This is a genomic window from Colwellia sp. 75C3, assembly GCF_002836255.1.
Lineage (GTDB): Bacteria > Pseudomonadota > Gammaproteobacteria > Enterobacterales > Alteromonadaceae > Colwellia.
The window spans coordinates 148,681-174,792 of sequence record NZ_PJAU01000059.1 but is presented as its reverse complement, the minus strand read 5'-3'; the positions used below and the strand labels follow the sequence as shown (position 1 = coordinate 174,792).

Below are 26,112 nucleotides of genomic sequence, written 5' to 3'. Positions count from 1 at the left end.
TCCATTCATTGAGCATTTTTAAGAGCGCGTATTGTAACCAAGTTTCTACTGACTATGCTAGTACGCTAGATTAATATAGTTACTCTTTATTTTTTTAGCTGACCGCAAGGTCGGTTATGACGGTAATATGATCTGTTTGGTACTGACTGATTAAGCTGGCTAATTCTGGCTTACAAGAGCCACATTTAGTACCGCACTGTAACTTTTCACCCAATTCATCAACACTGCTACAGCCTTGCCCTATCGCTTTATTAATGGTTTTTTCACCGATATTAAAACAACTACACACCTGTTTACCTTGATTGAATTCTTCACTTGAAATACCTAGTAAAAGTGATTGTATCGTGGCAAATGCTAACGTTTTTTCACTAAAAACGTGATCAAGCCATGACGTTTCAATTTCAGGCCAGCCAGTTGAAAAATAGGCTAAAAAGGCAAGTTTACCTGCTTGTAAACAAACAATAAAACACTGGCTACCTTGTTGGAAGGTTAACCATTCACCAGATAGACCACTCGTCTTTTGGCTCCACAATAGGGCATCATTCGTTGTTTGATGAAATGCCACTTGATAAACATCGCCATAGACGGCGGTACTTTTTACCCAAAAATCTGCGTTGAGATTAACGTCACCAGTAGTGTGTACGCTAACATATTGTTGATATATTTTTTTACTTAAGCCAACAGCGCCTTGCTTGCATTCAGCCTGTCCTGAAATGGGATCGACAATACCTTGATACAAAGCGCTAACGTTGCCATGTGAGGCATAACTTTTGTTCCAATGGATTGGCATAAAGCACTCACCAATGCGTTGTTGATTATCAACTTTCACATGAGAAATCGCCTGCCCTGTGCTTGCTGTAATGGTAAGCATATCGTTATCTTGCACGCCTAAGTCTTTGGCATCTTTAGGATGTAAATATAGATAGGGTTTATCTGTATGTGCGGAAAGCTTACTGGTTTTGCCGGTACGGGTCATAGTATGCCATTGGTCACGCATTCGACCACTGTTTAATACAAAAGGGAATTCTGCTGAAGTTTGTTGTATTGGTAATTGTGGTGTTACAGCAATAAACTGTGCTTTACCTGATGCGGTATTAAATTTTCCATCGGAAAAAACGCGAGCACAACCTTGAGGATGTTCTTTATTAACTGGCCAATGTACTGGTGCTAATTGATGATACTCTTTGGCCGATAATTGGCTTAAGCCACTTAAATCGAGTAAGCGCTCACCATTATTTTCAAATTGAGTTAATTGCGCATGCTCTTTAAAAACATCACTTACGTCATCGAAATCAAAGCCATCAAAGCCCATTTTGGTGGCAACATCTTGGATAATTTGCCAATCATGTTTAGCTTGTCCCGCAGGTGCAACTGCATTGCGTTGACGCGAGATACGTCGCTCTGAATTGGTGACCGTGCCATTTTTTTCTAACCATGGCGTTGCCGGTAATTTTACATCAGCAAAAGCCAACGTATCATTTTTCTCAACACAATCTGACACGACCACTAATTCACACTTCTTCAGCGCTGCAATTATTTTATCGCGATCAGGCAAACTTACTACGGGATTAGTTGCCATTATCCATACGGCTTTAATTTCACCCATCGCTATTTTATCAAACAACTCAATGGCTTTAGCACCTTGTTTTTTGGCTATGGTCGGTGATTGCCAAAAACGTTGTACTTTATCTTGATGTGCTGGGTTATCGATATCCATGTGAGCGGCAAGTTGATTGGCAAGTCCGCCAACTTCTCTCCCACCCATAGCATTGGGTTGTCCTGTAATTGAAAAAGGTCCACTACCCGCTTTGGCTATTTTACCACTAGCTAAATGACAATTAATAATACTTTGGCATTTATCAACACCAGAAGACGATTGATTAATACCCATAGAATAGAAGGTAACTGCGCTTTTACTCTGACAAAACAACTGATAAACAGCCGTGATTTCTTCAGCACTCACTTGACAATATTCAGCCACATTCGCGATTGACCACGTTGAAGTTTGTTTTAGGGTTTCTTCAAAACCATCGGTGAATCCGTCTATATAATCAGGATCTAAACCGCCATTTTCTGCCAAATAATTCAAAAGACCATTAAAAAAGGCACCGTCAGTACCCGGTTTTAATTGAATGAAATTATCAGCTAGCTCACAGGTTGCTGTTTTACGGGGGTCAATCACCACAACTTTCATCGCAGGATTAATTTTTTTCGCGCGCTCAATACGTTGATATAATACCGGATGCGTCCAAGCTGCGTTAGATCCCGTAATTAATAATAAGTCGGTTTGCTCAAGGTCTTCATAAGTACACGGAACAACATCTTCACCAAAAGCACGTTTGTATGCTGAAACTGCTGACGACATACAAAGTCGAGAGTTGGTATCTATGTTACCTGAGCCGATATAACCTTTCATCAGCTTGTTAGCAATGTAGTAATCTTCAGTTAATAACTGACCTGACACATAAAAAGCAACAGAGTCTTTGCCGTGCTTTTTAATGATGTCGTTAAATTGCTCAGCGACGTAATCGGTCGCTTTATCCCAACTCACTTGTTCGCCCGCTATTTCAGGCGCTAACAAACGACCTGTTAAATCTATGGTGTTCAGTAAGTTACTACCTTTAACACACAGTCTTCCGAAGTTTGCAGGGTGGTTAGCTGAACCTGTTAATGACGTTGCTTTGCCATCTGCTACGCCAATATCAACACCACAACCTACGCCACAATAGGCACAAGTACTTTGAATTAGTGACGGTTCACCGGTTTTAATAACAGATGAAGTAAGCGGTGATGTTGGTAATAAATCGCTCAAACTGAACTCCTAAAAACAATATATTCATACCCTTGCCACGTTAATTCGCATTAAGCGTCTCATGTGGGTTGGGTATATTTGATAACAAGCTAGTAAAAAAGCTGTACTTGCTCGTTTTCAATACGAATATCGTAAACTGCGATAGTCTTTTCTTCTTGTAAACAACGGCCTGTTTTTAACGAGTAATGTTGCTTATATAATGGTGAAGAAACTACTGGTTCATCGTCAATACAGCCAACAAGACCGCGATACAATACATTGGCTTCGCCAATAGGGTCATAGTTACCAACGGCAAATATTTTTTCTTCGCTGTTAGGGATGTGGAAAATAGCTACTTGCTCATCTTCACCCGCAGAGTTAGCGATTAAAGCACTGATACCTGAATCTTTTACTAGGTCCGTTGTACCGCAGATAGTTTTCCATGTTTTGTCAGTTGTTGCTTTGGTTGAAAGTGTCATTTTGTTGTGCTCCTCTTATGCTTCTTCGGCGACGATTTCTGTTGCATCAATGAATGTTACGTCAATTTTTTCTGCACCACGTGCAGGACGAATTTGCTCACGCTCAGTAACAAACTGGATATTGCTATCAGCCTTGTCTGAGTTAACGAAAGGTTGAAAACGTTTTAATGCTTCAGGATCTTCAAGAGTTGTTTTCCATTCACATTGATAAGTACCAACAATGGCTTTCATTTGCGTTTCTAGCACAGCATTAATACCTAAGCTGTCGTTCATGATAACGTCTTGTAAGTAAGCTAAACCGCCTTCTAGATTATCCATCCAAGTAGAGGTACGCTGTAATCTGTCACCCGTTTGTACGTAGAACATCAGAATTCGGTCAACATATTTTACTAAAGTGTCATCATCTAAATCCGTGGCAAATAAATCACCGTGACGTGGCTTCATACCACCATTGCCCCCGACAAAAAGGTTCCAACCATTTTCAGTTGCAATAATACCGATATCTTTACCCTGTGCTTCAGCACATTCACGAGTACAACCCGACACACCAAATTTAATCTTATGTGGGGCACGTAAACCTTTGTATCTGTGTTCTAAATCGATGGCCATGCTCATACTGTCTTGTACGCCGTAGCGACACCAAGTAGAGCCAACACAGGATTTAACAGTACGTAATGATTTACCGTAGGCGTGGCCTGTTTCAAAACCAGCATCAACTAACTCTTTCCAAATAGGCGGTAACTGTTCAACACGAGCTCCAAATAAATCAACACGAGCACCACCGGTAATTTTGGTATACAAGTTATATTTTTTAGCGACTTCACCGAGTACGATAAGTTTATCTGGCGTAATTTCACCACCGGCAATACGCGGTACCACTGAATAAGTACCATCTTTTTGCATGTTACCTAGGTAAGTATCATTAGTATCTTGCAGTGATAAATGAGGCTTTTTAAGAATGTAATCATTCCAAACTGAGGCAAGTACTGAACCAGCTAATGGTTTACAAATTTCACACCCTAAACCGCGACCATGACTTTCAAGTAGCTCATCAAAGGTTTTGATTTTTTCTACGCTAACAATGTCGAAGATTTCACTGCGTGAATAAGCAAAATGCTCACAAATATCTTTTTTAACTTCAACACCGCGTTTTTCAAACTCGTTATCGGCAACACTCTTAACCAACGCAGCGCAACCACCACAACCAGAGCCAGCTTTAGTACAGCTTTTCACCTCACCTACCGTTGTTGCGCCAGCATCAATAGAAGCAATAATGTCGCCTTTAGTGACGTTATGACATGAGCAAATTGTTGCAGTATCTGGTAAGGCATCAACACCTAACGTTGGTTTATCAGCCGCCATTGGCAGAATAAGACCTTCCGGGGATTCAGGTAATTCAATGGCATTAAGCATGTATTGCAATAAAGTATCGTATTCACTGGTATCACCAATAAGCACAGCACCGAGTAAGGCTTTTTTGTCGCTCGAAACTACAATTTTCTTATATACGCCTTCAGGTTGGTTTTCGTAGGTGTAGGTTAATGAACCTTCAGTTTTACCGTGTGCATCGCCAATAGAGCCAACTTCTACGCCCATTAGCTTTAACTTCGTGCTCATATCGGCACCGGTAAATTCACCTTCTTCACCACTAATGTGTTTGGCTGCTACTTTCGCCATGGCATAACCTGGGGCAACTAAACCAAAAATGAAGTTATTCCATAATGCACATTCACCAATAGCGTAAATGTTTTCGTCTGAGGTTTGACATTGGTTGTTAACAACAATACCGCCACGCTCACCCAAATCTAGGTCAAATTCTCGTGCAAGGTTGTCATACGGGCGAATACCCGCAGAGAATAAAATTAAATCTGTTTCTAATTCTGTGTCATCACTAAAGCATAATTTATAACGGCTAGTATTACCTTTTTCGATTACGCTAGTTGCTTTAGAGGTATGAACTTGCACACCTAAGTCTTCAATTTTTTGCCTTAATAAACGCCCACCGCCGCCATCGATTTGCACACCCATTAATTGTGGCGCAAATTCAACAACGTGTGTTTGTAGACCTAGTTGTTTGATAGCGTTTGCCGCTTCGAGACCTAATAAACCACCACCAATAACCACTCCAACTTTACTTACTTTAGCACTGGCGGCGATGTCTTCTAAATCGTCAATAGTACGATAAACTAAACAATGGTCTTGATCTTTACCTGGAATAGGTGGCACAAATGGATAAGAGCCCGTTGCTAAAACAAGCTTGTCGTAGTGATATGTTTCACCCTTTTCGGTAGTGACACATTTGGCCACTTTATCAATGGAAGTGACCTTGGCATTGGTCTTAAAGTTAACGCCTAATTCTTCATAGTGCTCAGGTGTAGTCATCGCTAAATCTTCAGCCGTTTTACCACCAAAATATTCAGACAAGTGAACTCTGTCGTAAGCTAAACGAGACTCTGCAGATAGCACAGTTATGTCGTAATCAGTATTTTTTGCCATTTCTTCCACAAAATGATGGCCAACCATGCCATTACCTACCACAACAACTTTAAACTTTTTCAATAACTGCTTATCTGTACTCATAAGGGCGTAATCCTACTCATAATGCGTGAATGAAATAAAACCAATGAGTAAATGACACACTCTTCATAAGGTTTTATTCAAGATGCTTTTAGTAGAGCAAGCTGAATGCCAATATTTTTTTAACATAAATAACAATGTGTTATGATAAATATCATTTTGAAAAGTTGTACAGTTGCACTAGAGTGAAGACTATTTAGCACTCAGACGGTGCAAATGTTCACAACATATAAATAACCAGAACACGGATCAATAAATGGCAATTTAGTCATTTAATCTTTAAATATCTTAATGGTGACTGGTTTTATATTATGAAGGCGATATTGTGTGGATGGTTATAGGTTTAGCGGAATGATACAGGGCCTTTGCCCTTTATCAGTCAAGATACCGGTTTCAGCGCTTTTCAGTAATGTGAGTTGAACAAAGCATCGCTATAACTTCGTTATAGCGATGCTTTGGTTAAATCGTTGTGCTTGATACAGTCCAGACTCCGTCCGATAATATTATTTCCTTAACTACGCTAAATTTTTTAAGAAATTCACTGGCGGGCATAGGTCTGCCCGTATAATAACCTTGCACATAATCACACTTTTCCCCCTGTAGATATTTCAGTTGGGCTTCAGTTTCAACGCCTTCGGCAAGTACATCTAACCCTAACGAGTGGCTCATTTGAATAATCGCGGTGGTAATAGATTTACTATCGTCGTCATTTTCTAGATCTGAAATAAAACTCCGATCTATTTTCACCTTTTGGATCGGAAAGCGCTTCAGATAACTCAGCGAAGAATAACCAGTACCAAAATCATCCATCGCTAACTGAAAGCCTGCATCGTGTAAGGCTTGCATAGTCTCTATGGCTTGATCGACATTATCCATCACCGCACCCTCTGTGATTTCAAGTTCGATAAAGTCAGCGCTAACATCATGCTGCTTTAAGATCATTAGCATATGTTGTAAAAAATCTTTGCGCCTAAATTGCACAGGTGAAATATTAACCGCTACCCTAATAGCTAAAATCCCTGCATTTACAAAACGTTTTATGTCACGACATGCCTGCGCTAAGACCCAATCACCCAACTCGTTGATCAGTCCACTCTGCTCAGCAACTGCAATAAATTTATCCGGAGGGATCATACCCTTCTCAGGGTGATGCCACCGAATCAGCGCTTCAGCTCCAACAAGAGTATTATGCTCGATAGTAAAGAGTGGTTGATAATAAAGTTCAAAGTGGCCTTCAGTTAAAGACTCAGCTAAATCAGTCAAAATCTCCTTGTTTTTTTGCAATTTAGCATTCATCTCACAGGTAAAAAAGCGGATTGTATTACGGCCATCATCCTTCGCTTGATACATGGCAATATCGGCATTGCGTAATAATTCCTCACTATTGGTCGCATCGTCGGGGTAAATAGTTATTCCGATGCTACTACCCATATTAATATTGTTTCCGTTCACTGCTATCGGTGTTTTTAATAACGTATTGAGTCGCTGAGCAAAGCTTACCGCGCCCTCGACTGTATTAACTTTATTGATAATGAAAGCAAATTCATCACCACCTAACCGTGCTACCGTATCAGTCTCCCGCCCTGTCCCAGAAATCCTCAATGACACTTGCCTTAGTAATTCATCACCTGCGTCATGACCCATGGTGTCATTAATGATCTTAAAGTTATCTAGGTCCATAAAGAATACGGCAAATTTATGTTGATGACGTTTAGATAGTGCTATCGCCTGATGCAATCGATCTTGAAATAAGAGTCTATTAGGCAAGCCAGTCAGTGGGTCATGCAGTGCTAGATGTTTTAATTGATGTTCTGCCAGCTTACGCTCATTTATCTGTAGTTTTAGATCTCTGTTGTTACTATCCAACGCCATTTTTGATTGGTTAATATGATAAGCCAACAAACCAAACTCATCCTGTCTGCGATCATCGAGCAATTCTCTGTCAACATCATCTCCTTCAGGCACTGGTTGTTGTAGTTGGTTGACCATTTGATAAATAGGCACGATTAAACTACGTCGACAATAAATAAAACCGAAAAATGCAGCGATAATCATGATGGCGATGAGTAATATTAAGATCAGGTTTGCCACTTTACTCGCGCTGTTTATCGCCACATGTTGCGGCGTGACCACAACAATCTTCCACAAGGTTTTTGGGATCATAAATATCGACACATTCACCGGTTCACCGAGTAAAAAATCTTGCTTACTAATCACTGAAATGCTCTTAATATTATGGTGATCAACCTGATCTCTAAGGAGTTGCATATTGGCGACAATTAACTCCGCGTCTTCAAGAGATATTTGTGTACTTTGCTTCGCAATATTATCAGCCAACAGTCTATGTTCATTTACAATAGACTGAATCAATGATTGATTTATCTTTGTTAAAATACCGGCTATAGGCTGGAAGAGATCAAGTTTTTCGGCTAGTTGATTTACCGTAATATACTCTTGGGTTAAATTATCATTATCCCGATTGGTTATTTTAGTTAATTGGTCATCGGGAAAAGACAAAAACTTATTATTACGGTCAACGGCATAAGCATAACCACCAAGTTTGGCACTACCCTTGCTCAATATGCTCTTGAGTTGTTGTAAACTGACATCCACCGTCGCATTGCCCGCGAATTTTTGCTGGTTGAACATTGCGACAGTACAAGTCACCATCGGTGCCAATGTATACGGATCCATATAAGACTTAGACCAGAGGCATTCTCCCTGTTGGCTATAACGACTTGGCACATACCACTCTTCAGAATGATAACCAGTACTCTCGATATCATTATATTGGTCGAAGTATTGCAATTTACCCAAGCTGTCTCTTCCCCAAAAGAAGCTTCTTCGCGCTACGCCAGGAGTGAATTGCTCAGGCTCAGGCCACACTCCTCCACCGGCAATAAAATCTTGGTTTTCTTGTATATCAAGCATTTGAGGAATGACGTTGAAGAATAGTTGAGGATCTTTAGGTAATGTTTCCCCTGCGGCAGCTAAATTTCGAGTTAGCGTTTCCGCGATACTAATACGCTGTGATATCTCTGACACAATGTGTGAACCGATTTCGTCGATCAGTTCCTTATTTTTTTTGACCAAATAATCTTTCGCGACGAGATCAATCACAATATAAATTGCCGCGATCATCACTAAAATTTGCATGCTTAAACCAAGAGAAAACTTAAACAAAATGGTATTTTTGGATTGTACTTTAGGTCGAATCGAAGACATCCTTTTCTCCTTGGCACTATACCTATGATTCTCTTAGAAACTCCCGCTAACCCTGATTTTTTTGGGTTACATGAGTATAGGTATATTAATAATAAAAGTTTAATTTCATCTTACATCTGAGACTAATGATTGTTTAAATATTAATCTATTCACTATATAAACGTAGTTTAATTAATTTTATTTCTCAAGCGTAGTCAGTATCATTAAGCGAATAATTACCCAGTACGCCATAAATAAATGATTAATTAATAGCTCGGTGGTTTACCACTTTGCAACACACCGCACTTGATAGCCTATTCACCATTAATAGTTAATCAAACAGTAATGCTGATAACCATAAGATAAAAAATAACACGGTGAGCTTTTGTGAAGGGACCTTAAATACGGAAAGTTATGTTTCATTTGACAGGTTAGCTAATATAACTACGGTCGAGTGCTGAAACCCATAATCCAACTAACTATAGAAATGAATCAGAACCATTATACCATTGAAAATTAAAGTTTTTTCTAGATTTCGTATTGTTCAGCACTAGCTCGGTACAGTATACACAACATATAAATAACCTAGACACGAGTCAATAAATGGCAATTGAGTCATTCACTCTTTAAATGCCTTAATGGTGACTGGTTTTGTATTATGAAAACGATATTATGTAGATAGTAATCGGTTTAGCTGAATGATGACTGAGACAAGGCCTATCCCCTTTATCCATCAAGATAGCGATTTCAGCGTTTGTTAGTAATGTTAGTTGAATATTTTTACGCTATAGCTTCCTTATAGCGGCGCTTTGGTTAAATTGTTGCAGTTGATAGCATCCACACTCCATCAGAGTGCTTATCTTGCTCAGAGACAGCAAATTTTTTGATAAACTCGCTGGCAGGCATAGGTCTTCCGCTATAATAACCTTGCACATAATCACACTTTTCTTTTTTAAGGTATTCCAGTTGGGCTGCCGTTTCGACGCCTTCAGCAAGTACATCTAATCCTAACGAATGACTCATCTGAATAATGGCGGTAGTAATAGATTTACTGTCCTCATCATTCTCAATATCTGAAATAAAACTCCGATCTATTTTTACTTTTTGGATCGGAAAGCGCTTCAGATAACTCAGTGAGGAATAACCGGTACCAAAATCGTCCATCGCCAACTGAAAACCTGCATCATGCAAGGCTTGCATAGTATTGATAGCTTGGTCGACATTATACATCACCGCGCCTTCTGTGATTTCAAGCTCGATACAGTCAGGGTTAACATTATACTGTTGTAAAATTAGTAGCATATGTTGTAAAAAATCTTTACGTCTAAATTGCACTGGAGAAATGTTAATCGCCACCCTAATCCCACTAATCCCCACATTTTCAAAGTTCTTTATTTCACGACATGCCTGCGCTAAGACCCAATCACCCAGCTCATTAATCAGCCCACTCTGCTCAGCAACCGAAATAAATTGGTCCGGTGGGATCATACCCTTATCTGGGTGGTGCCATCGAATCAATGCCTCAGTTCCAACCAAGCTATTATCGTCAATAGCAAAAAGCGGTTGGTAATAGAGTTCAAACTCATCTTGAGTTAAAGACTTAGTGAGATCCATGATAATCTCTTTGTTTTTTTGCAATTTAGCATTCATTTCACTAGTGAAAAAACGTACAGTATTACGGCCATCATCCTTAGCTTGATACATAGCGATATCGGCATTTCGAAGCAGCTCCTCACTATTATTGGCGTCATCAGGATAAATAGTTATCCCAATGCTACTACCCATATTAATAGCGTTGCCGTTTACTTCTATTGGTTTTTTCAATAGCTTATTAAGACGTTGAGCAAAACTTACTGCGTCTTCAACAGAGTCAACATTATTGATAATAAATGCAAATTCATCCCCGCCTAATCGCGCTACCGTATCGGTTTCTCGACCTGTATCCGAGAGTCGTAGTGCGACTTCTTTAAGTAGTTCATCGCCAGTTTCATGACCCATGGTGTCGTTAATAATCTTGAAATTATCTAAGTCCAGAAAGAAGACCGAAAACTTATGATTATATTGTTCAGACAGATCTATCGCTTGCTGCAACCGTTCTTGAAACATTAAGCGATTAGGCAAACCTGTCAGTGGGTCGTGCTGTGCCAAATGTTTTAATTGTTGTTCTGCTTGCTTACGTTCATTGATCTGTAATTGTAAATTATGGTTGTTATTATCTAGCGCCATTTTTGCTTGGTTAAAATGATAAGCCAACAAACCAAACTCATCCTTCCTGCGATCATCAAGCAATTCTGCCTTAGAATTATCACCTTCCGACAAGGGTTGCTGCAGTTGCTTTACCATTTGATACATAGGTATGATTAAACTACGTCGACAATAAATAAAACCAAAAAAAGCGGCGATAATTAGGATGGTGATAAGCAATATTAAGATCAAATTTGCCACCTTACTCGCGCTATTTATTGCTCTCTGTTGTGGCGTGACTACAACTATTTTCCATAGGGTTTTTGGAATGATAAATACCGATATGTTAACGGGTTCATCTAGTACGAAATCTTGCTTAGAAATCACCGAAATGCTATCAGCATTATGATATAAAGCTTGATCACGTAAGATCGACATATTAGCGACCAATAACTGCGCTTCTTCGGTCGATATTTGCTTACTTTGCTTAGCAATACTCGCTGACAGCTGCATATTTTCATCTGACAGAGCTTGAATAAATGATTTGTTTATCTCAGTTAATATACCGGAAATTGGCTGAAACAGAGGCTGTTTTTCAGCCAATTGATTTACTGTAATATACTCTTGAGTTAAATTATTATGGTCTCGATTAGTCGTTTTAGTTAACTGCTCATCAGGAAAAGATAAAAATTTATTATTACGATCAACAGCGTAGGCATAACCACCAAGCTTGGCGCTGCCCTTGCTTAATATACTATTGAGTTGTTGTAGACTGACATCAACCGTCGCATTACCCGAGAATTTTTTCTGGTTGAACATGGCTACGGTACAGGTCACCATCGGCGACAATGTGTACGGGTCCATATAAGACTTAGACCAGAGACATTCTCCTTGCTTGCTATAACGCCCTGGTACATACCATTCTTCATTATGATAACCCGCACTCTCGACATCATTATATTGATCGAAGTAATGTAAATTACCGACACTGTCTCGTCCCCAAAAAAAGCTACGTCGCGCTAGACCACGAGTGAACTGTTCAGGTTCAGGCCACACTCCGCCCCCAGCGATAAAGTCTTTATTTTCCTTTATATCAAGTAATTGAGGGATAACTTTGTAGAACAACTCAGGATCTTTAGGCAAGGTTTCCCCTGCGGCGGCCAAATTCCGGGTTAATGTTTCAGCAATACTAATACGCAGTGATATATCAGCGACGATACGTGAACCTGTCTCGTCAATTAATTCTTTATTTTTGCTAATCAAATAGTCTTTAGCAACGAGATCAACCACCATATAAGTTGCTGCGATCATCACTAAAAACAGCATACTCAAACCAAAAGAAAATTTAAATAAAATGGTATGTTTGGGTTTTACCCTTGGTCGAATAGAAGGCATGCCTTTTCCTAGGAACTAGATATATTAATATTCAAAAACTGAATCGCGTAGTAAAGTTTTGGATGATGGCAGCAAACATATATTAAATATTCATACTTATCAAAGTCGTAAGTATTATTAATCTCATAATTACACATCTACCCAACCAAAACATAAAATCAATAGATGATGCTATTTAGTCTTGCGCATATTCAATTGATTATCAATAGGTTGTAATGCTGTGTAATGTAGCATTCGAAATGAGGTTATAACGCGCTCTTCTCTCTACAGAATTAGCGCAGTTAACCATAAGATAAAGAAGGTCAACGTGGCACCTTGCCAAAATACTACCGGATTACGCTGTAATAGAGGCTGGCTTTTATATTCTTCTAATGCCGAGGCGGAGGGCTTGCTCAAATCTGCTTTTAATTCAGAATAAGCCTGAAAACGAAACTTAGGATCAGCTTGGGTTGCTTTTGATAACACCATATCAAGCCAAAAAGGTAAGTCGCTACGAAATTGTCGAATACTGCGATACTGCCATTGAGAGTAATTTTCTAAACGACTCTTTTCGTCATCAATCAAGTGATTTTGTGCACTCATATCAGCTCTTTGCATCGGTTTGTACGGTAGTTCTCCGCAAAGCATTTCATAAGCAATAACACCCAAAGAAAATAGATCACTTTGATGGTCTGCATGTAAAGTCAGTAGTGTTTCTGGCGCGATATAATTCAATGTACCTTGAGGTACGGTTTCGGATAACACATCATTATTTTCCGCCAGTGAGGCAATAAGTGCGGTGCCGTAATCAATAAGAAACACTTTACCGTAAGCATCAATCATAATATTGTCAGGCTTTAAGTCTCGATGAATAACCTCTAAGCGCTGAAACGAACGTAAGGCGATAATAATCTGCTCAATAATATCACGCACTTGTGCAAGCTTAGGTTTAGGATTATCAAACATCCATTGCCCTAAAGTTTGCCCATCAATATATTCGCAAATATGATAAAGAAAGCGACTATTGTCGCTGCCACGTTTTATTTTCATTACATGGCTATTACTAAGTCGCTCCCCTAGCCAAGCTTCACGTATGAAACCTTGTAAATAGCTACTATCATCAGCGAGGTTTGATGAAGGAACCTTAAGTACACAAGGCTCGGTTTCATCTGGGTGTTTAGCTAAATATAAATGCGAACGGATACTGGCATGAATAACTTTACAGATTTGGTAGTCATCAATTTTATTGCCAACCGCCAACGCGGGAGGTATAGCTTTATTTAGTAGTTCTCGCTCAATTTCAGCCAAAGCTCTGTTCGGCGTTGCGCCTATGTACACTAGCAAGCAGCTGACATTATCTTTACTACCATTCTCTATCGCAAGCTCAGTCAACAATTTCGCCATTTCTTCTAGCGCTTTTGTACTAGGTGACTGCGTTAATGTACCTAATTGTTTTTTGATCTGTTGAGCCGATAAATATTCATGCACACCATCGCAAGTTAACACAAAAATATCACCTGATTGAATGGCAACTTGTTGTACATCTACTTGCAAGCGATGGTCGGCACCCAGCGCTCGAGTTAATACACTGTGAGAAGGTCCCTGCTTTTGTTGATGGTCTTTGGTCAGTACTTCTATTTCACCTTGTCGATACTGGCTAATACGCGTATCACCGACATGAAAAATATAAGCGGTAGACGATTTGACGATCAGTGCTGAAAAGGTTGTTAACCATTGCAAGGTATAACCTGATACCGCGTCAGTTTGCGCATACAACCATTGGTTTAAGCTTGATAACACCTTACTCGCAGACTTTTGCGTTGACCATGTCTGTGGTGTGGCGTAATAGTCGTTAATAAATTGTGTAACTGATAATTGTGCCGCTTGTGCTGCTTTACTGGCACTCGATACACCGTCAGCAATAACAGCAACAACACCTTTAGTCGTTAGCTCGGCATCATTAGGCACTAGCGAGGCAAAAGCATCTTCATTCGTTGCTTTGATACCAGCACTACTATAACCACCCAATAATACCTGTAACTTGGCTGTTGTGACTTTAGCCGCTGTCGTTACCGGAGCTACAGGCTGACTTGCTGGTTGAGTATATGCGTTATTATCAGTTTTCATTTACTTCCTACAATAAGTACCTGCAATAAATTAATCCGCGTAGTTTTCTACCACGACCCTGCTGATAATGATCAGACTGGCCATGGTCGAAAGACTTAACCTAACTCACTTGAATTAATTCTACTGTGCCATCTTCACGAATCTCAGTCATGGAACCTTTTGGCTCTTTCATAAAGAGTAACGTGATAAAACCAACGACAGCCGTTGCTGCAATCACTAAGAAGAAATCTTGATAGCTCACCATAGATAATACGGTTAGATAAACCACCGCACCAACATTACCATAAGCACCAGTCATGCCCGCTATCTGTCCTGTTAATCGACGTTTAATTAACGGTACTGCAGCAAACACTGCCCCTTCGCCAGCCTGAACAAAGAACGAACATGCCATTGCCGTAACAACAGCCAAAACCAGTGGCCAAGTACTATCAATAAGTGACATAGCCAAATAACCTACCGCTAAACCAGCCGTTAAGATGAGTAAGGTTTTTTTACGGCCAAACTTATCACTTAACCAACCGCCGCCAGGTCGCGACATTAAATTCATAAAAGCATACAAAGATGCGAGTAAACCAGCATAAACCATATCTAAACTAAACGTTTCAGCAAAGAATAAAGGCAACATAGAAACAACCGCGAGTTCAGAGCCAAAGGTCGCAAAATATAAAATATTTAGTACCGCAACTTGTTTAAATTCATAACGGTGAATTTCAGGCACTTCTTCGCTAAATAAATGTCCGTTAATTTGGTAAGTTTTTCTTACTTCAACAATAAATAGTACAATTAAACCTACATAGGCACCAATGGCCATATTACTTGAAAGTAAACTAACGCCTTCAGGCGACAGCTTCCAAGTCAGTAACGCTAATGCGCCGTACATAGGTAGTTTCATTATTAACAGTAAATAAAAATCACTGACGCTGGTAACCTCCATCGCGCCTGTTTGTTTAGGCTTGAAGTAGGTTGCACCTTTAGGGGTATCGGTAACATTGGCATACCAAATAAAACTAAAAATTAAACTTAATAAACCAGTGAGGCCAACTGAATAACGCCATGCTTCTTCTACCCCGAAAGCATCGCCAATAAAAAGGGCTAACATAGGTAAAGACATTGCTGCAGCGGCAGAGCCAAAGTTACCCCAGCCACCATAAAGACCTTCCGCAGTCCCTAATTCATGAGCAGGAAACCACTCACTTACCATACGAATACCAATAACAAAACCAGCACCGATAAAACCCAGTAAAAATCGAGATATTGCTGCTTGCTCAAAATTTTGTGCTAAAGCAAACATAAAACACGGCAAACTACAGACAGCAAGTAACACAGCAAAGGTTAATCTAGGTCCATATTTATCGGTTAGCATGCCAATAATGACACGTGCCGGTATGGTCAAGGCGACATTTAAAATCAGTAATGTTTTAATTTCACTACTGCTCAGGCCTAAACTATCGGCAATAACGGCAAGTAATGGTGCATGGTTAAACCACACCATGAAGGTAATGAAAAATGCCATCCAACTTAAATGGAGTATTTTCATTTTCCCTGTAAATGACCACAACTTTATGCCAACTTGATTACTCATTATTTTACCCTATAAAATATATATAACTTTATAGAGCAAGCAAAATGCCAGTCATTAACACTATTTAATAACCTTTTCATATCAACAACTTACAGCGCCAACCCATAAGCATTTAATCGGACTTATGCACTATTTATGGGTCTCCGCACCTAGACAGTGCAGTAAGTTCAGAGGATAAATGAAAGTAAGTGAGCCCTTTTAGGGTAATGACTCACCTTGCTGTAACGTTTTTTGTAATAGCTAGTTTGAAGAGATGGCGATTATAAATTACGAGGTTAAACGCTAAGGTATTCTTCGCGGATAATTTTATTATCTTGCCACGTTTGAATATGCTTACCGGTAAATTCATTTAAGGTTTCATCAACACCAATCATTTTATAGTTAAAAACTAATTCACTGGTATTGCCACTTACTTGCTGTGAAATAAGCTGAATATCAAAAGATTCAATGGAAGCGACAAAGCCTTTTTGTAACTCATAGGCTTCGCGCATAGTACGAGCAAAGATGTCACCATTACTCAGCATGGTGACGTCATCATGATAATACTTTTCACATAACGCCAGCACTTGTCCTGCTTGGTTCATCTTTATAAAATCATCGACTAGATCTTGCATAAATTAATCCTTTAATTTGCTATATTTAAGCCTCCCTACGTAGGTTTCTTTTGCACTATAGCATATTAAACATCTGCTGCCGCCTTGCTAATGATGCCTACTTCAAGTGCCTCAAACCAATCTAAAAAGCGCTTAACATCGTCACCTTTAAAGATTCTACCGTGTTGTGGGCACATCATATCTATATCTAGTTTACGTACTCGTCTAACCCAATAATTTTTCGCTTCATTTGACGGCATCCAACGTTGGTGGAACATTTTCATTTTTGCAATATGCTCATCAAAATCTTCGACGAATAATGGTGCTTCAACACTTTCCAATGCCGCGCCAATATCACCTGACATCAATATTTTTGCCTCGGCATCATAGACATTGAAATTACCCGAAGAATGCAAATAATGCGCAGGAATAAAATCTAAGCTAACTTGATCTATTTTTAATGTACTACCCTCATCGGGTATGGCTGAATAGCTAATATTATGCATACCAAAATGCCTAATAAAGCTCTCCCATATCCAAGGGGAATGCAATGTTGCTGAGGGTAAGGCTTGGTCCCACAAACCAAGGGAAGATATGATGTCCGGGTCTTGATGTGATGCAAAAAGATGGGTTATTTTATCTGCGGGTAATTGTTTAATAACAGCCGCAAGCATTGATGAAAATAGCTCAATGCCGCCGGGGTCCATTAATAAAGCATTCTTATGGGTAATAACTATGTATTGGTTGGTATCAATAATTTCATTGGGTTTCTCATCGTCACGACCAAACATTAACCAAGTATGTGATTTATTCTCAAAAAGCTTATGCGTTTTCATCTATCGTCCTTGTGATATTATTTTTATAGGTTTGATTAGTATTCTTCTAAGGTAGAAACCATTTGTTGTGAATAATTAATATGCTCTTTAATTTTACTGGCAGCGCCTTCAACATTATTGGCAACATTAATCAGTGCATCTTGATATTCAATGCCTGCCTGTGAAGCTTCTACCCGAGATAATGTTGCTAAAATAACCGCGTTACGTAACTCATTACTCAGCATAATAAGTTCATCACTCAGACGATCTATTTGCCTTTTATAGCTTTTTTCAAGTTGCTGTTGTTTAGTTTGGCAGCGCAGATAGACCTCATCTAAGCTACCGATGAATTGAGAGTCTTTCGCTTTTATAAAAACAATATTAAAGTGTTCTATGGCAGAATCTGCACGGACTTTGTCGGCTGAGGTTTGACTTAATGTCGCCGCCAGCAGATTGATACTACGAGAAGATTTAATGGTGATTTCAGCCAAACGGTCAATAAAGTCCGTCAATGGCCGAAAACCAGCGGCTCGCTCACCAGCGCGTAATGCGACAGCTCGGGCGTTACTGGCCGTTAAGGAGAGTTGTTGGGCAATGCGAGTCGCTTGATCAAGCTTTGCAGCGATTTCTGCGACACAAACAAAGTAATTGTTTGAAAGTTCAGTCATTTGTATTGTTATCTTACCAACGGTCTATTAACTATAGACACTGATAACAAGGCATGTAGTTTGATTTATTGATCTAAATCAAACTTGTGACAGACAGTTTATTTCCTAAAGGATACGCTTAAAAATAATACGGGGGGTTACTTCACTGTTTGCGTGTAAAACTCACCAATGTATTGACCACCCTTAATTTTTGCAATTAAACGTAGTTTATAACTATCGCCTTTATTAGCCAACAAATCACCTAACGGTGTATTGCTACGCCAATAATAAGGACTTTTTTTCATCCCTAAAGGATATGGTGTCATCTTGTCACTTTTATCAACTAAAAAGAGTGTCGCACTATCTAAGGGAAAGGTTGAATTAACTTCAGTAATACCAGCCTCATCAGAAATATTTATTTTAAATTCACCCGAGATAAGTACGCAATTTTTATTGGCAATATCACAATGCCCTTCTGGTGCTAATTGAATTATTTTATTATCATCCGCTTTATTTTCTTCATACAGATCAGCGCCAATAAAGCCAAATATAGCGAGAAAAGGCGCAACCATAAAGGCCATTTTAGTGTGTTTATTCATAACAATTTCTTCTTCTTATTGAATATGATGAATCATCATATTTTGGAGCATTAAAAAAGACTGCTTGGTCAACTGAATACGGTTTTCCGATAGTTCAGTGATATCTTCAGGCTGAGTGAATGGAATATACTAATTCGACTCATTGATTAATCAAATGATACCAATTTGATTAAATTTCTTCCTAACTCAGAGCTTGCTCGATGTTCGGTAACAAGGAAAATTTGTTTCGGTTTAGTCATTCTAAATCAAATAAATTTAACGATGTTAGTGGGCATCGAGAAAGCTCCCAGAGGGCGATTTTAAAAGGCTTACATGCTGCGTTATTGATTTTGATAAGGGAAGAACCATTCTCTTCAATCAATGCCTTGCCTCTAAGCCTTTTAATTATCGCTGAGTGGGAAAGAACTTAATCAACTTGGTATTACTATATTTCATTTTCTAATAGTTAATAGAGCTTAACAAAAAAGGCCAGACGACGGTTTATATAAATTGTCATCTGGCCTTTATATTATCTGACGTAACGTAAGTCACGCCTAATCACTTAATATTCTAGTGATCGTGTGCTGCGCTAACATTTCCAGGAACACGCATGTTTTCTACCATTGCTTGGATATGAGCTGGCGCTGGACCTGTTACTTTAAGTACCGCGAAGGCTACTGCAAAGTTAACTAATGCACCGACTGAACCAAATGCGTTAGGAGAGATACCAAAGAACCAATCTTTACCCATGTCGCCTAGGAATGAAGTACCCGGGATAAACATAATTCCTTTGTGTTGGAACACGTATAACATAGTGATACCGATACCTGAACACATACCCGCAACCGCTGCCTTACCGCTCATTTTCTTAGAGAAAATACCCATCATTAATGCCGGGAAGATACTTGATGCTGCTAAACCAAAGGCTAGCGCAACAGTACCTGCGGCAAATCCAGGCGGATTCAGCCCTAAGTATCCTGAGACAATGATAGCGATGGTCATCACCACGCGACCGGCTAATAGCTCATTTTTCTCGGACATGTCTGGTGTTAAGATACCTTTCATTAAATCGTGCGAGATGGATGAGGATATTGCCAATAACAAACCGGCTGCTGTTGACAGTGCTGCGGCTAAACCACCGGCGGCGACAAGCGCAATCACCCAGTTAGGTAAGTTCGCAATAGCAGGGTTAGCTAGTACCATAATGTCACGGTCAACTTTAACCATTTCATTCGTTGCTGCATCAGCAGTGTACTGAATTTTACCGTCGCCATTTTTATCTTCATACTTTAACAGACCCGTTTTTTCCCAATCTTTAAACCATTGTGGACGCTCAGCGTACTCAAGGTTTTGACCAGCAGCAGGCTCAATAGTATTCATTAGATTTAAGCGAGCCATTGCACCAACTGCCGGAGCAACAGTGTAAAGAAGACCGATAAACACTAAAGCATAACCCGCTGAAGCACGTGCTGCTTGTACTGATGGCACAGTGAAGAAACGCATAATTACATGAGGAAGACCCGCAGTACCAATCATCAGAGACATGGTATAGGCGAACATATTCAATCCACCACCTAAGTTTGATGTGGTGTATTCTTTAAAGCCTAAATCAGTAACGACTAAGTCAAGTTTATCAAGCAAGTACATACCACTACCGTCAGCTAAGGTTGAACCTAAACCGAGTTGTGGAATTGGGTTACCGGTAAGTTGTAATGAAATAAATACCGCTGGAATAGTGTAAGCAAAAATCATTACAACATACTGAGCGATTTGCGTATAAGTAATACCTTTCATGCCGCCTAATACTGCGTATACCCAAACAACGAACATACCAATGTAAAGACCCAAAGCATAATCAACTTCTAAGAAGCGAGAGAAAGCAACACCCACACCTTTCATTTGGCCGATGATGTAAGTTAATGAGGCGATAATTAAACAAGCAACCGCAACAACACGTGCTGTTTTTGAATAATAACGATCGAAGATGAACTCAGGTACAGTGAACTTACCGTGTTTACGCATGTATGGCGCTAAAAGCAATGCCAATAATACATAACCACCAGTCCAACCCATTAAGAAGACTGAGCCGCCGTAACCCATGAAAGCAATCATACCAGCCATTGAAATGAATGACGCTGCACTCATCCAATCGGCACCGATTGCCATACCGTTTTGTAATGGGGTAATGCCGCCGCCCGCTACGTAAAAATCACTAGTTGAACCCGCACGAGCCCACCAAGCAATAGCAAAGTATAAAGCGAATGTGCCAAATACTGCGATGTAAGTATATAGTTTTAACTCATCCATCTCTTAGCTCTCCGCGTGATATTTTTTATCAAGCTTGTTCATTTTGGCACCATACCAAAAGATCAAACCTAAAAATGAATAAATTGAACCTTGCTGTGCAAACCAAAAACCAAGTTTGTACCCACCTAGACGAAATTCATTTAACGGCTCTACCAAAAGTAAACCTAAACCAAATGAAACAACGAACCAGATTGCAAGACAGATAAAGATCAAGCGCAGATTTTCCTGCCAGTATGCTTCTTTATTTTCTTCCACAATAGTCTCCTAGCGACATAGCGTTTTTTAGCGATTTATTTTTTTATTTCGCTTTATTACGCCTTTCTTAAAAAAGAGTTAGTAATAATTTATGAACATTGCAGTAAAAGTATGGATATAGATTTCTGTCAAAACTTACCGGAAAGGGCAATAGTGGCAAAAATCCATATTCAACTTTTAACTGTTAATTAATCTAACAAGCTTTGTTTTGGCGGGATATTAGCCTTTAGTCTAGATTGTAACAAAAGCTTACAGGCTAGGATAAACCTGAGTATTTAGTCTATTTAGGCTTTAATTAATGTTTCCGTTTATTGGCTAAATAAGTAAAAGAGATCAACTCCAGCCACTTATTCACTATTAAAGACCTCACACTTTAGTCTAGGTTTAAGCAATAACACTTGTCTAAAAGCACACAAGACTCTAAATTAGCTCTATTACTTATATACCCGTTACCATTCAAGATGCATGTTTCAGAGTGCTTGAGCAATTTCAATTCAAGGCGCTGTGATGAAATAAGGGTAATTCCCTTATAAATCACAGCAACGATGAAGTGATGTTACTCAAGCACTTCTTTGATGGGTTTAAAATCACTTTATACGGCGTTAAATAATCAAACCATAGAATGACTATGCTTAAATTATTTTCCTTGCCTAAAGAGATTTTAATTCCCACTGAAATCCTGCACTTTGAATGGTAGCGGGTATAGTTGATCACTACTGCCTATTAGCGGGATAAATCATGGATACCGAACTTTCAGAAATCAGCAGTTTTATTCATAGTATTCCGCCATTTGATAGCTTGCCCAAGCAGGTATTAGCGCACTTAGTTCGCGAATTAAGCATCAATTATGTAAGAAAAGATGATTCTTTGCCGCCAAAAGGCATTAACGAGCCAAGATTATACATCTTACGAAAAGGAGCAATCAGCTGCAGATCGGCTGATGGGGTTTTGGTCAGTCGACTCGGCGAAGGTGACTTGTGTGACGCCTTTTATCATAGTGATGCCAGTGCATTCGACAATAGTCAAATATCCATAGAAAATCAGCTTAACGTTCAGACTGATGAAGACTGCTTAATCTACAGTGTCGAGGCAAGTATCTTGCACGATATTAGTGGACGTTTTCCCAGCATAGGTGACTATTTCAGCCAAAATTCAGCACAACGACTAAAAACTAAGATGAGCCAGGTTAATGAAGAGGCTATTTTATCCTCTACCTTAATGAATACTTCAGTTAGTAACTTCTACCACACCCCAGTCGCCTCTATTGATGCTAAACAAACAATACAGCAGGCGGCAATACAAATGAATGAACAAGGCTATTCTTGTTTAGTGGTGATTGATGATAATAATCCGGTCGGCATTGTCACTGATAAAGATATTCGTCGCCGTTGCGTTGCTACGGGGTTAGCAACCAGTGAAGCCATTAGTGAAATTATGACACGCGACATGTGTAGCATTGATGTAAAAAGTAATGCCTATGATGCTTTAATGAAGATGACCGCTAAGCATATCCATCATCTTCCTGTCACCAAACATGACCAGCTTGTTGGCATGGTTACCGTTACGGACTTAATCAATAATGAAGGCCATAATGCCATTAACTTATCGAGCATTATCCACAAAGCTAGCACGCTCTCCGAGCTCAAAGAAATCAGCCACTTTATACCTAAACTACAAATCCGATTAGCCAAATTAGGTAGCAGTGCCGATCATGTTGGTAAAAGCATTAGCGCCATTACCATGGCATTTACCAAACGTTTAATTGAAATGGCTGAATACAAATATGGTCAAGCCCCCGTGCCTTATGCATGGCTCGCTGCTGGCTCTCAAGCAAGACAAGAGCAACTAGCTCATTCTGATCAAGATAATGCCATTATTATCTGTAATTCTATGAAACCCTATGATGATGCTTGGTTTGAAAGTCTCGCCACTTTTGTCTGCGATGGTTTAGCTGAATGTGGTTTTATCTACTGTCCAGGGGATATTATGGCTACCAATCCTAAGTGGCGACAACCACAGAAAATGTGGCATAACTATTTTACTGATTGGGTAGAAACACCAAGTCCGAAAGCCTTATTAAATAGCAGTGTTTTTTTTGATTTAGAGACCATTTATGGTGATGTATCTTTACTCAATAACGTCAGAAAAAAACTACTGATTAAAACTCAAAATAGCACCCTATTTATCGCGCATTTATCTAAAAACGCCTTAAATTTACGTCCGCCATTAGGGTTTTTCCGTGACTTTGTTTTAAAGCAAAGTGGTAAACATCGAGCCACATTGGATTTAAAACATAATGGTATAGCACCGGTAGTCGATTTAGCACGAATCTATGCTCTAGCTGAAGGTATTAGTGCGGTAAATACCATAGAACGCATTCAACAAGCTGCTGGTACACCTTCATTAACGAAAGAATCTGCAGATAACTTAATTGATGCCTATGAGTTTTTAGGCATGCTTAGAGTTGAGCACCAAGCGAAAGAATTGATGCGCGGAGAAAGTCCTGATAATTATTTATCACCCAAAGAGATTTCTAAGTTAGAGCGAGAGCATCTTAAAGATGCCTTCAAGGTCATTAAAAGTCTACAAGACGCTAGACAGTCGAGCTACTAATGACCAGTACTACCTTAGCAAATTCATCAGTGTTCGGCTGGCTTATTGGTTATGAAGCCAAACGCAAAAAGTTGTTACAAAAGGCGCCTGCGGGTGTTTTGCGTGATTTTTTATCGGTACCCTTACCTGATATTGATACCCCTATCGATAAGGTAGAAATCTTAGCTGTCGATTTTGAAACAACCGGTCTTGACGCCAAACAAGATAAGTTATTGAGTGTTGGCTTTATCACTCTTAAAAAACAGCAAATGTCACTCAAAACAAGCTACCACCAAATTATCAAAACCAAAGCACAGCTTGAAGAAAGTAATGTCATTATTCATCACATTACTGACAGCCAAAAAGAGCAAGGACAAGCATTATCTACGGTAGTTGAAACGCTATTAAAAGCCTTAGCAGGTAAAGTAATGCTGGTACATTTTGCTCGCATTGAAAAACAGTTTCTGACTGAAGCTTGCCTTGAACTTTATGGCATGGCACCCACTTTTCCGATGATAGATACGCTGGCACTTGCTAAGCGCCGTTTAGATAAGCGTGATGTTGCCTACGACCCTTCTGAATTGCGCCTAACCAATTTACGCCGCAAGTTTGAACTGCCTGAACACCATGCCCATAATGCCCTAAACGATGCCATTGCTACCGCTGAATTATTTATGGCACAAATGAGCAAAGCCAATAAAAACGGCGAAACCACCTTAAAAGATGTGTTGTTATAATTAAGTCTTTTAGTGCGATATTTATGCATGCCATAGCAACAACGTGAATTCATCGGTGTTTCTTTGAATCAAAGGTTCTGCATCTCGTTTCGTTGTAACCTTAGCTTTATGCTATTAACAAACGTATAAAACGCGATGAAGCTAAAATCAACGTTAAATATTTTGGGAATAAAAAAAGCGACTAGGATAAACCGTAGTCGCTTCTCTAATGAATTATTCTTTCAATAATAGGAGCTAATTCATTCCATTATTCAAGTTTACTGTATTTTTAGTTTTCTTGAAAAACGAATACCAGCCAAACCAAGTGCAAACAAGCCGAAACTCATAGGCTCAGGAACAGGTGTAGGACCAGATGCAGAATCAGAAAATTGCAAATTGGCCATCAAAGTATATCCCATACCTGTACTACCATTTGTACAAAACTGTTTGTTGTCACCACACTGCATATAACCATTAGATGTAACTCTAGAGTCAAATGTCGCTGAGCCCTCTGCAACATTGTATTGATCCAAACCAGTGTCCGCAACAATACGATATTGTTCACCGCTTAAAAGAGTCAGGTTCGCAATATCAGAAAAACGAAACAGCCCATCAAGAGCATCAGAACTTTGCACACTCGCAGATGTCAATAAGCTACCGTCGCTTTCTAAATACAAACCTACTTGAATACCACCAATTGTTAAAAATCCATCTTGATCATGATCGTATGCGCCAAGTGCGGTAACAGTTAGATCTTGTGAGCCAACAGTAAAAATTTCACCATACGAAAGATTACCATAGGTATCACCAATGGGCGATGATACTGAATAAAGTGGTGTTGCATGAGCAGTTCCCATCAACATTGTACAAACAATTGCTAAAATAATTTTTTTCATTGTAATCCTTTCAATAAATAATAAACTAACCTTTCCACGCCCAAGCAAGTAACAAGCCAACAGGCTAATGCACTGTTTTAACTATAATTTATATAATGAAAATGTTTCATCTGTAAAATTTATTGACATAGCTTTATCATTAAAAAATGAACTTTAGTAACATTAGGCTTTATGCTAACAATGCCAACAATATTTCCGCTACTGGTTTTTCTCTTTATTGCACTAATGATGCAATTGTTACCGCTGAATTATTAATGGCACAAATGAGCAAAACCAATAAAGACGGTAAAACCACCTAAAAAGATGTATTGCTGTAACCACTCAACAATAGCTTCTATCTTCAGGTCACTCTTTAACCTAATTGACACCTTCGATCACAATTGACCATAAATCGA

General features: G+C 39.3%; 17 protein-coding genes. 3 read left to right on the top strand and 14 right to left on the bottom strand.

Translation table 11 applies throughout. From position 1 onward, the window contains the following. Positions 1–94: 94 nt before the first annotated feature. The 13 genes from CXF85_RS18035 to CXF85_RS17975 form a co-directional block, all read right to left on the bottom strand. Entirely contained in the window at positions 95–2,812 is a 2,718-nt protein-coding gene (locus tag CXF85_RS18035; protein WP_101230033.1) for a nitrate reductase, read from the bottom strand. An 89-nt stretch (positions 2,813–2,901) separates the two neighbouring features. Continuing rightward, positions 2,902–3,270 carry a nitrite reductase small subunit NirD gene (gene nirD / locus CXF85_RS18030; RefSeq protein ID WP_101230032.1) on the bottom strand — a complete coding sequence of 123 codons (369 nt, stop codon included), beginning with the start codon at positions 3,268–3,270 and terminating at the stop codon, positions 2,902–2,904. A gap of 15 nt (positions 3,271–3,285) precedes the next feature. Then, positions 3,286–5,850: a nitrite reductase large subunit NirB gene (nirB, locus tag CXF85_RS18025; RefSeq protein ID WP_101230031.1), complete on the bottom strand. Its 2,565-nt coding sequence runs from the start codon at positions 5,848–5,850 to the stop codon at positions 3,286–3,288. A gap of 456 nt (positions 5,851–6,306) precedes the next feature. Further along, on the bottom strand, positions 6,307–9,072 hold the full coding sequence (locus tag CXF85_RS18020) for a bifunctional diguanylate cyclase/phosphodiesterase (RefSeq protein WP_101230030.1): 2,766 nt from the start codon (positions 9,070–9,072) through the stop codon (positions 6,307–6,309). 792 nt (positions 9,073–9,864) lie between these two features. Beyond that, a complete protein-coding gene (locus CXF85_RS18015; protein ID WP_101230029.1) occupies positions 9,865–12,630 on the bottom strand; it encodes a bifunctional diguanylate cyclase/phosphodiesterase in 2,766 nt (921 codons plus the stop codon). A 264-nt stretch (positions 12,631–12,894) separates the two neighbouring features. Next, positions 12,895–14,736 carry a bifunctional protein-serine/threonine kinase/phosphatase gene (locus CXF85_RS18010; protein WP_101230028.1) on the bottom strand — a complete coding sequence of 614 codons (1,842 nt, stop codon included), beginning with the start codon at positions 14,734–14,736 and terminating at the stop codon, positions 12,895–12,897. Positions 14,737–14,836: 100 nt separating this feature from the next. Next, on the bottom strand, positions 14,837–16,318 hold the full coding sequence (locus tag CXF85_RS18005) for a NarK family nitrate/nitrite MFS transporter (protein WP_101230027.1): 1,482 nt from the start codon (positions 16,316–16,318) through the stop codon (positions 14,837–14,839). 275 nt (positions 16,319–16,593) lie between these two features. Continuing rightward, complete coding sequence (locus CXF85_RS18000; protein ID WP_101230026.1) at positions 16,594–16,932, bottom strand: hypothetical protein; 339 nt, start codon at positions 16,930–16,932, stop codon at positions 16,594–16,596. A gap of 65 nt (positions 16,933–16,997) precedes the next feature. After that, positions 16,998–17,747, bottom strand: coding sequence for an MBL fold metallo-hydrolase (locus CXF85_RS17995; RefSeq protein ID WP_101230025.1), 750 nt, complete (start codon positions 17,745–17,747; stop codon positions 16,998–17,000). 35 nt (positions 17,748–17,782) lie between these two features. Then, complete coding sequence (locus CXF85_RS17990; protein ID WP_101230024.1) at positions 17,783–18,394, bottom strand: chemotaxis protein; 612 nt, start codon at positions 18,392–18,394, stop codon at positions 17,783–17,785. A gap of 137 nt (positions 18,395–18,531) precedes the next feature. After that, positions 18,532–18,972, bottom strand: coding sequence for a hypothetical protein (locus CXF85_RS17985; RefSeq protein WP_101230023.1), 441 nt, complete (start codon positions 18,970–18,972; stop codon positions 18,532–18,534). Between the two features lie 549 nt (positions 18,973–19,521). After that, positions 19,522–21,258: a sodium:solute symporter family protein gene (locus tag CXF85_RS17980; RefSeq protein WP_101230022.1), complete on the bottom strand. Its 1,737-nt coding sequence runs from the start codon at positions 21,256–21,258 to the stop codon at positions 19,522–19,524. A 3-nt stretch (positions 21,259–21,261) separates the two neighbouring features. After that, the gene (locus CXF85_RS17975) at positions 21,262–21,513 is read right to left on the bottom strand and encodes a DUF4212 domain-containing protein (RefSeq protein ID WP_101230021.1); all 252 of its coding nucleotides are present in this window, start codon (positions 21,511–21,513) and stop codon (positions 21,262–21,264) included. Between the two features lie 738 nt (positions 21,514–22,251). Here CXF85_RS17975 and CXF85_RS17970 point away from each other — a divergent pair. Both CXF85_RS17970 and CXF85_RS17965 read left to right on the top strand, forming a co-directional pair. Next, complete coding sequence (locus CXF85_RS17970) at positions 22,252–24,126, top strand: putative nucleotidyltransferase substrate binding domain-containing protein (RefSeq protein WP_101230020.1); 1,875 nt, start codon at positions 22,252–22,254, stop codon at positions 24,124–24,126. Beyond that, positions 24,126–24,842, top strand: coding sequence for an exonuclease domain-containing protein (locus CXF85_RS17965; protein WP_101230019.1), 717 nt, complete (start codon positions 24,126–24,128; stop codon positions 24,840–24,842). The genes CXF85_RS17970 and CXF85_RS17965 overlap by 1 nt, the downstream gene beginning before the upstream one ends. A 257-nt stretch (positions 24,843–25,099) precedes the next feature. Here CXF85_RS17965 and CXF85_RS17960 read toward each other — a convergent pair whose 3' ends face one another. Next, positions 25,100–25,717, bottom strand: a complete 618-nt coding sequence (locus CXF85_RS17960; protein ID WP_101230018.1) for a PEP-CTERM sorting domain-containing protein — start codon at positions 25,715–25,717, stop codon at positions 25,100–25,102. Between the two features lie 146 nt (positions 25,718–25,863). Here CXF85_RS17960 and CXF85_RS23195 point away from each other — a divergent pair, with 146 nt between their 5' ends. Further along, positions 25,864–26,016: a hypothetical protein gene (locus tag CXF85_RS23195; RefSeq protein ID WP_232771255.1), complete on the top strand. Its 153-nt coding sequence runs from the start codon at positions 25,864–25,866 to the stop codon at positions 26,014–26,016. Positions 26,017–26,112: the final 96 nt, after the last annotated feature.

Coding starts and splice junctions, on each gene's coding strand:
- nirD (WP_101230032.1), bottom strand. CDS start 3,270: ATGACACTTTCAACCAAAGCAACAACTGACAAAACATGGAAAACTATC.
- CXF85_RS17980 (WP_101230022.1), bottom strand. CDS start 21,258: ATGGATGAGTTAAAACTATATACTTACATCGCAGTATTTGGCACATTC.
- CXF85_RS17965 (WP_101230019.1), top strand. CDS start 24,126: ATGACCAGTACTACCTTAGCAAATTCATCAGTGTTCGGCTGGCTTATT.
- CXF85_RS17960 (WP_101230018.1), bottom strand. CDS start 25,717: ATGAAAAAAATTATTTTAGCAATTGTTTGTACAATGTTGATGGGAACT.
- CXF85_RS23195 (WP_232771255.1), top strand. CDS start 25,864: ATGAACTTTAGTAACATTAGGCTTTATGCTAACAATGCCAACAATATT.
- CXF85_RS17985 (WP_101230023.1), bottom strand. CDS start 18,972: ATGAATAAACACACTAAAATGGCCTTTATGGTTGCGCCTTTTCTCGCT.
- CXF85_RS18005 (WP_101230027.1), bottom strand. CDS start 16,318: ATGAGTAATCAAGTTGGCATAAAGTTGTGGTCATTTACAGGGAAAATG.
- CXF85_RS18000 (WP_101230026.1), bottom strand. CDS start 16,932: ATGCAAGATCTAGTCGATGATTTTATAAAGATGAACCAAGCAGGACAA.
- CXF85_RS18015 (WP_101230029.1), bottom strand. CDS start 12,630: ATGCCTTCTATTCGACCAAGGGTAAAACCCAAACATACCATTTTATTT.
- nirB (WP_101230031.1), bottom strand. CDS start 5,850: ATGAGTACAGATAAGCAGTTATTGAAAAAGTTTAAAGTTGTTGTGGTA.
- CXF85_RS17970 (WP_101230020.1), top strand. CDS start 22,252: ATGGATACCGAACTTTCAGAAATCAGCAGTTTTATTCATAGTATTCCG.
- CXF85_RS17990 (WP_101230024.1), bottom strand. CDS start 18,394: ATGACTGAACTTTCAAACAATTACTTTGTTTGTGTCGCAGAAATCGCT.
- CXF85_RS17995 (WP_101230025.1), bottom strand. CDS start 17,747: ATGAAAACGCATAAGCTTTTTGAGAATAAATCACATACTTGGTTAATG.
- CXF85_RS18010 (WP_101230028.1), bottom strand. CDS start 14,736: ATGAAAACTGATAATAACGCATATACTCAACCAGCAAGTCAGCCTGTA.
- CXF85_RS18020 (WP_101230030.1), bottom strand. CDS start 9,072: ATGTCTTCGATTCGACCTAAAGTACAATCCAAAAATACCATTTTGTTT.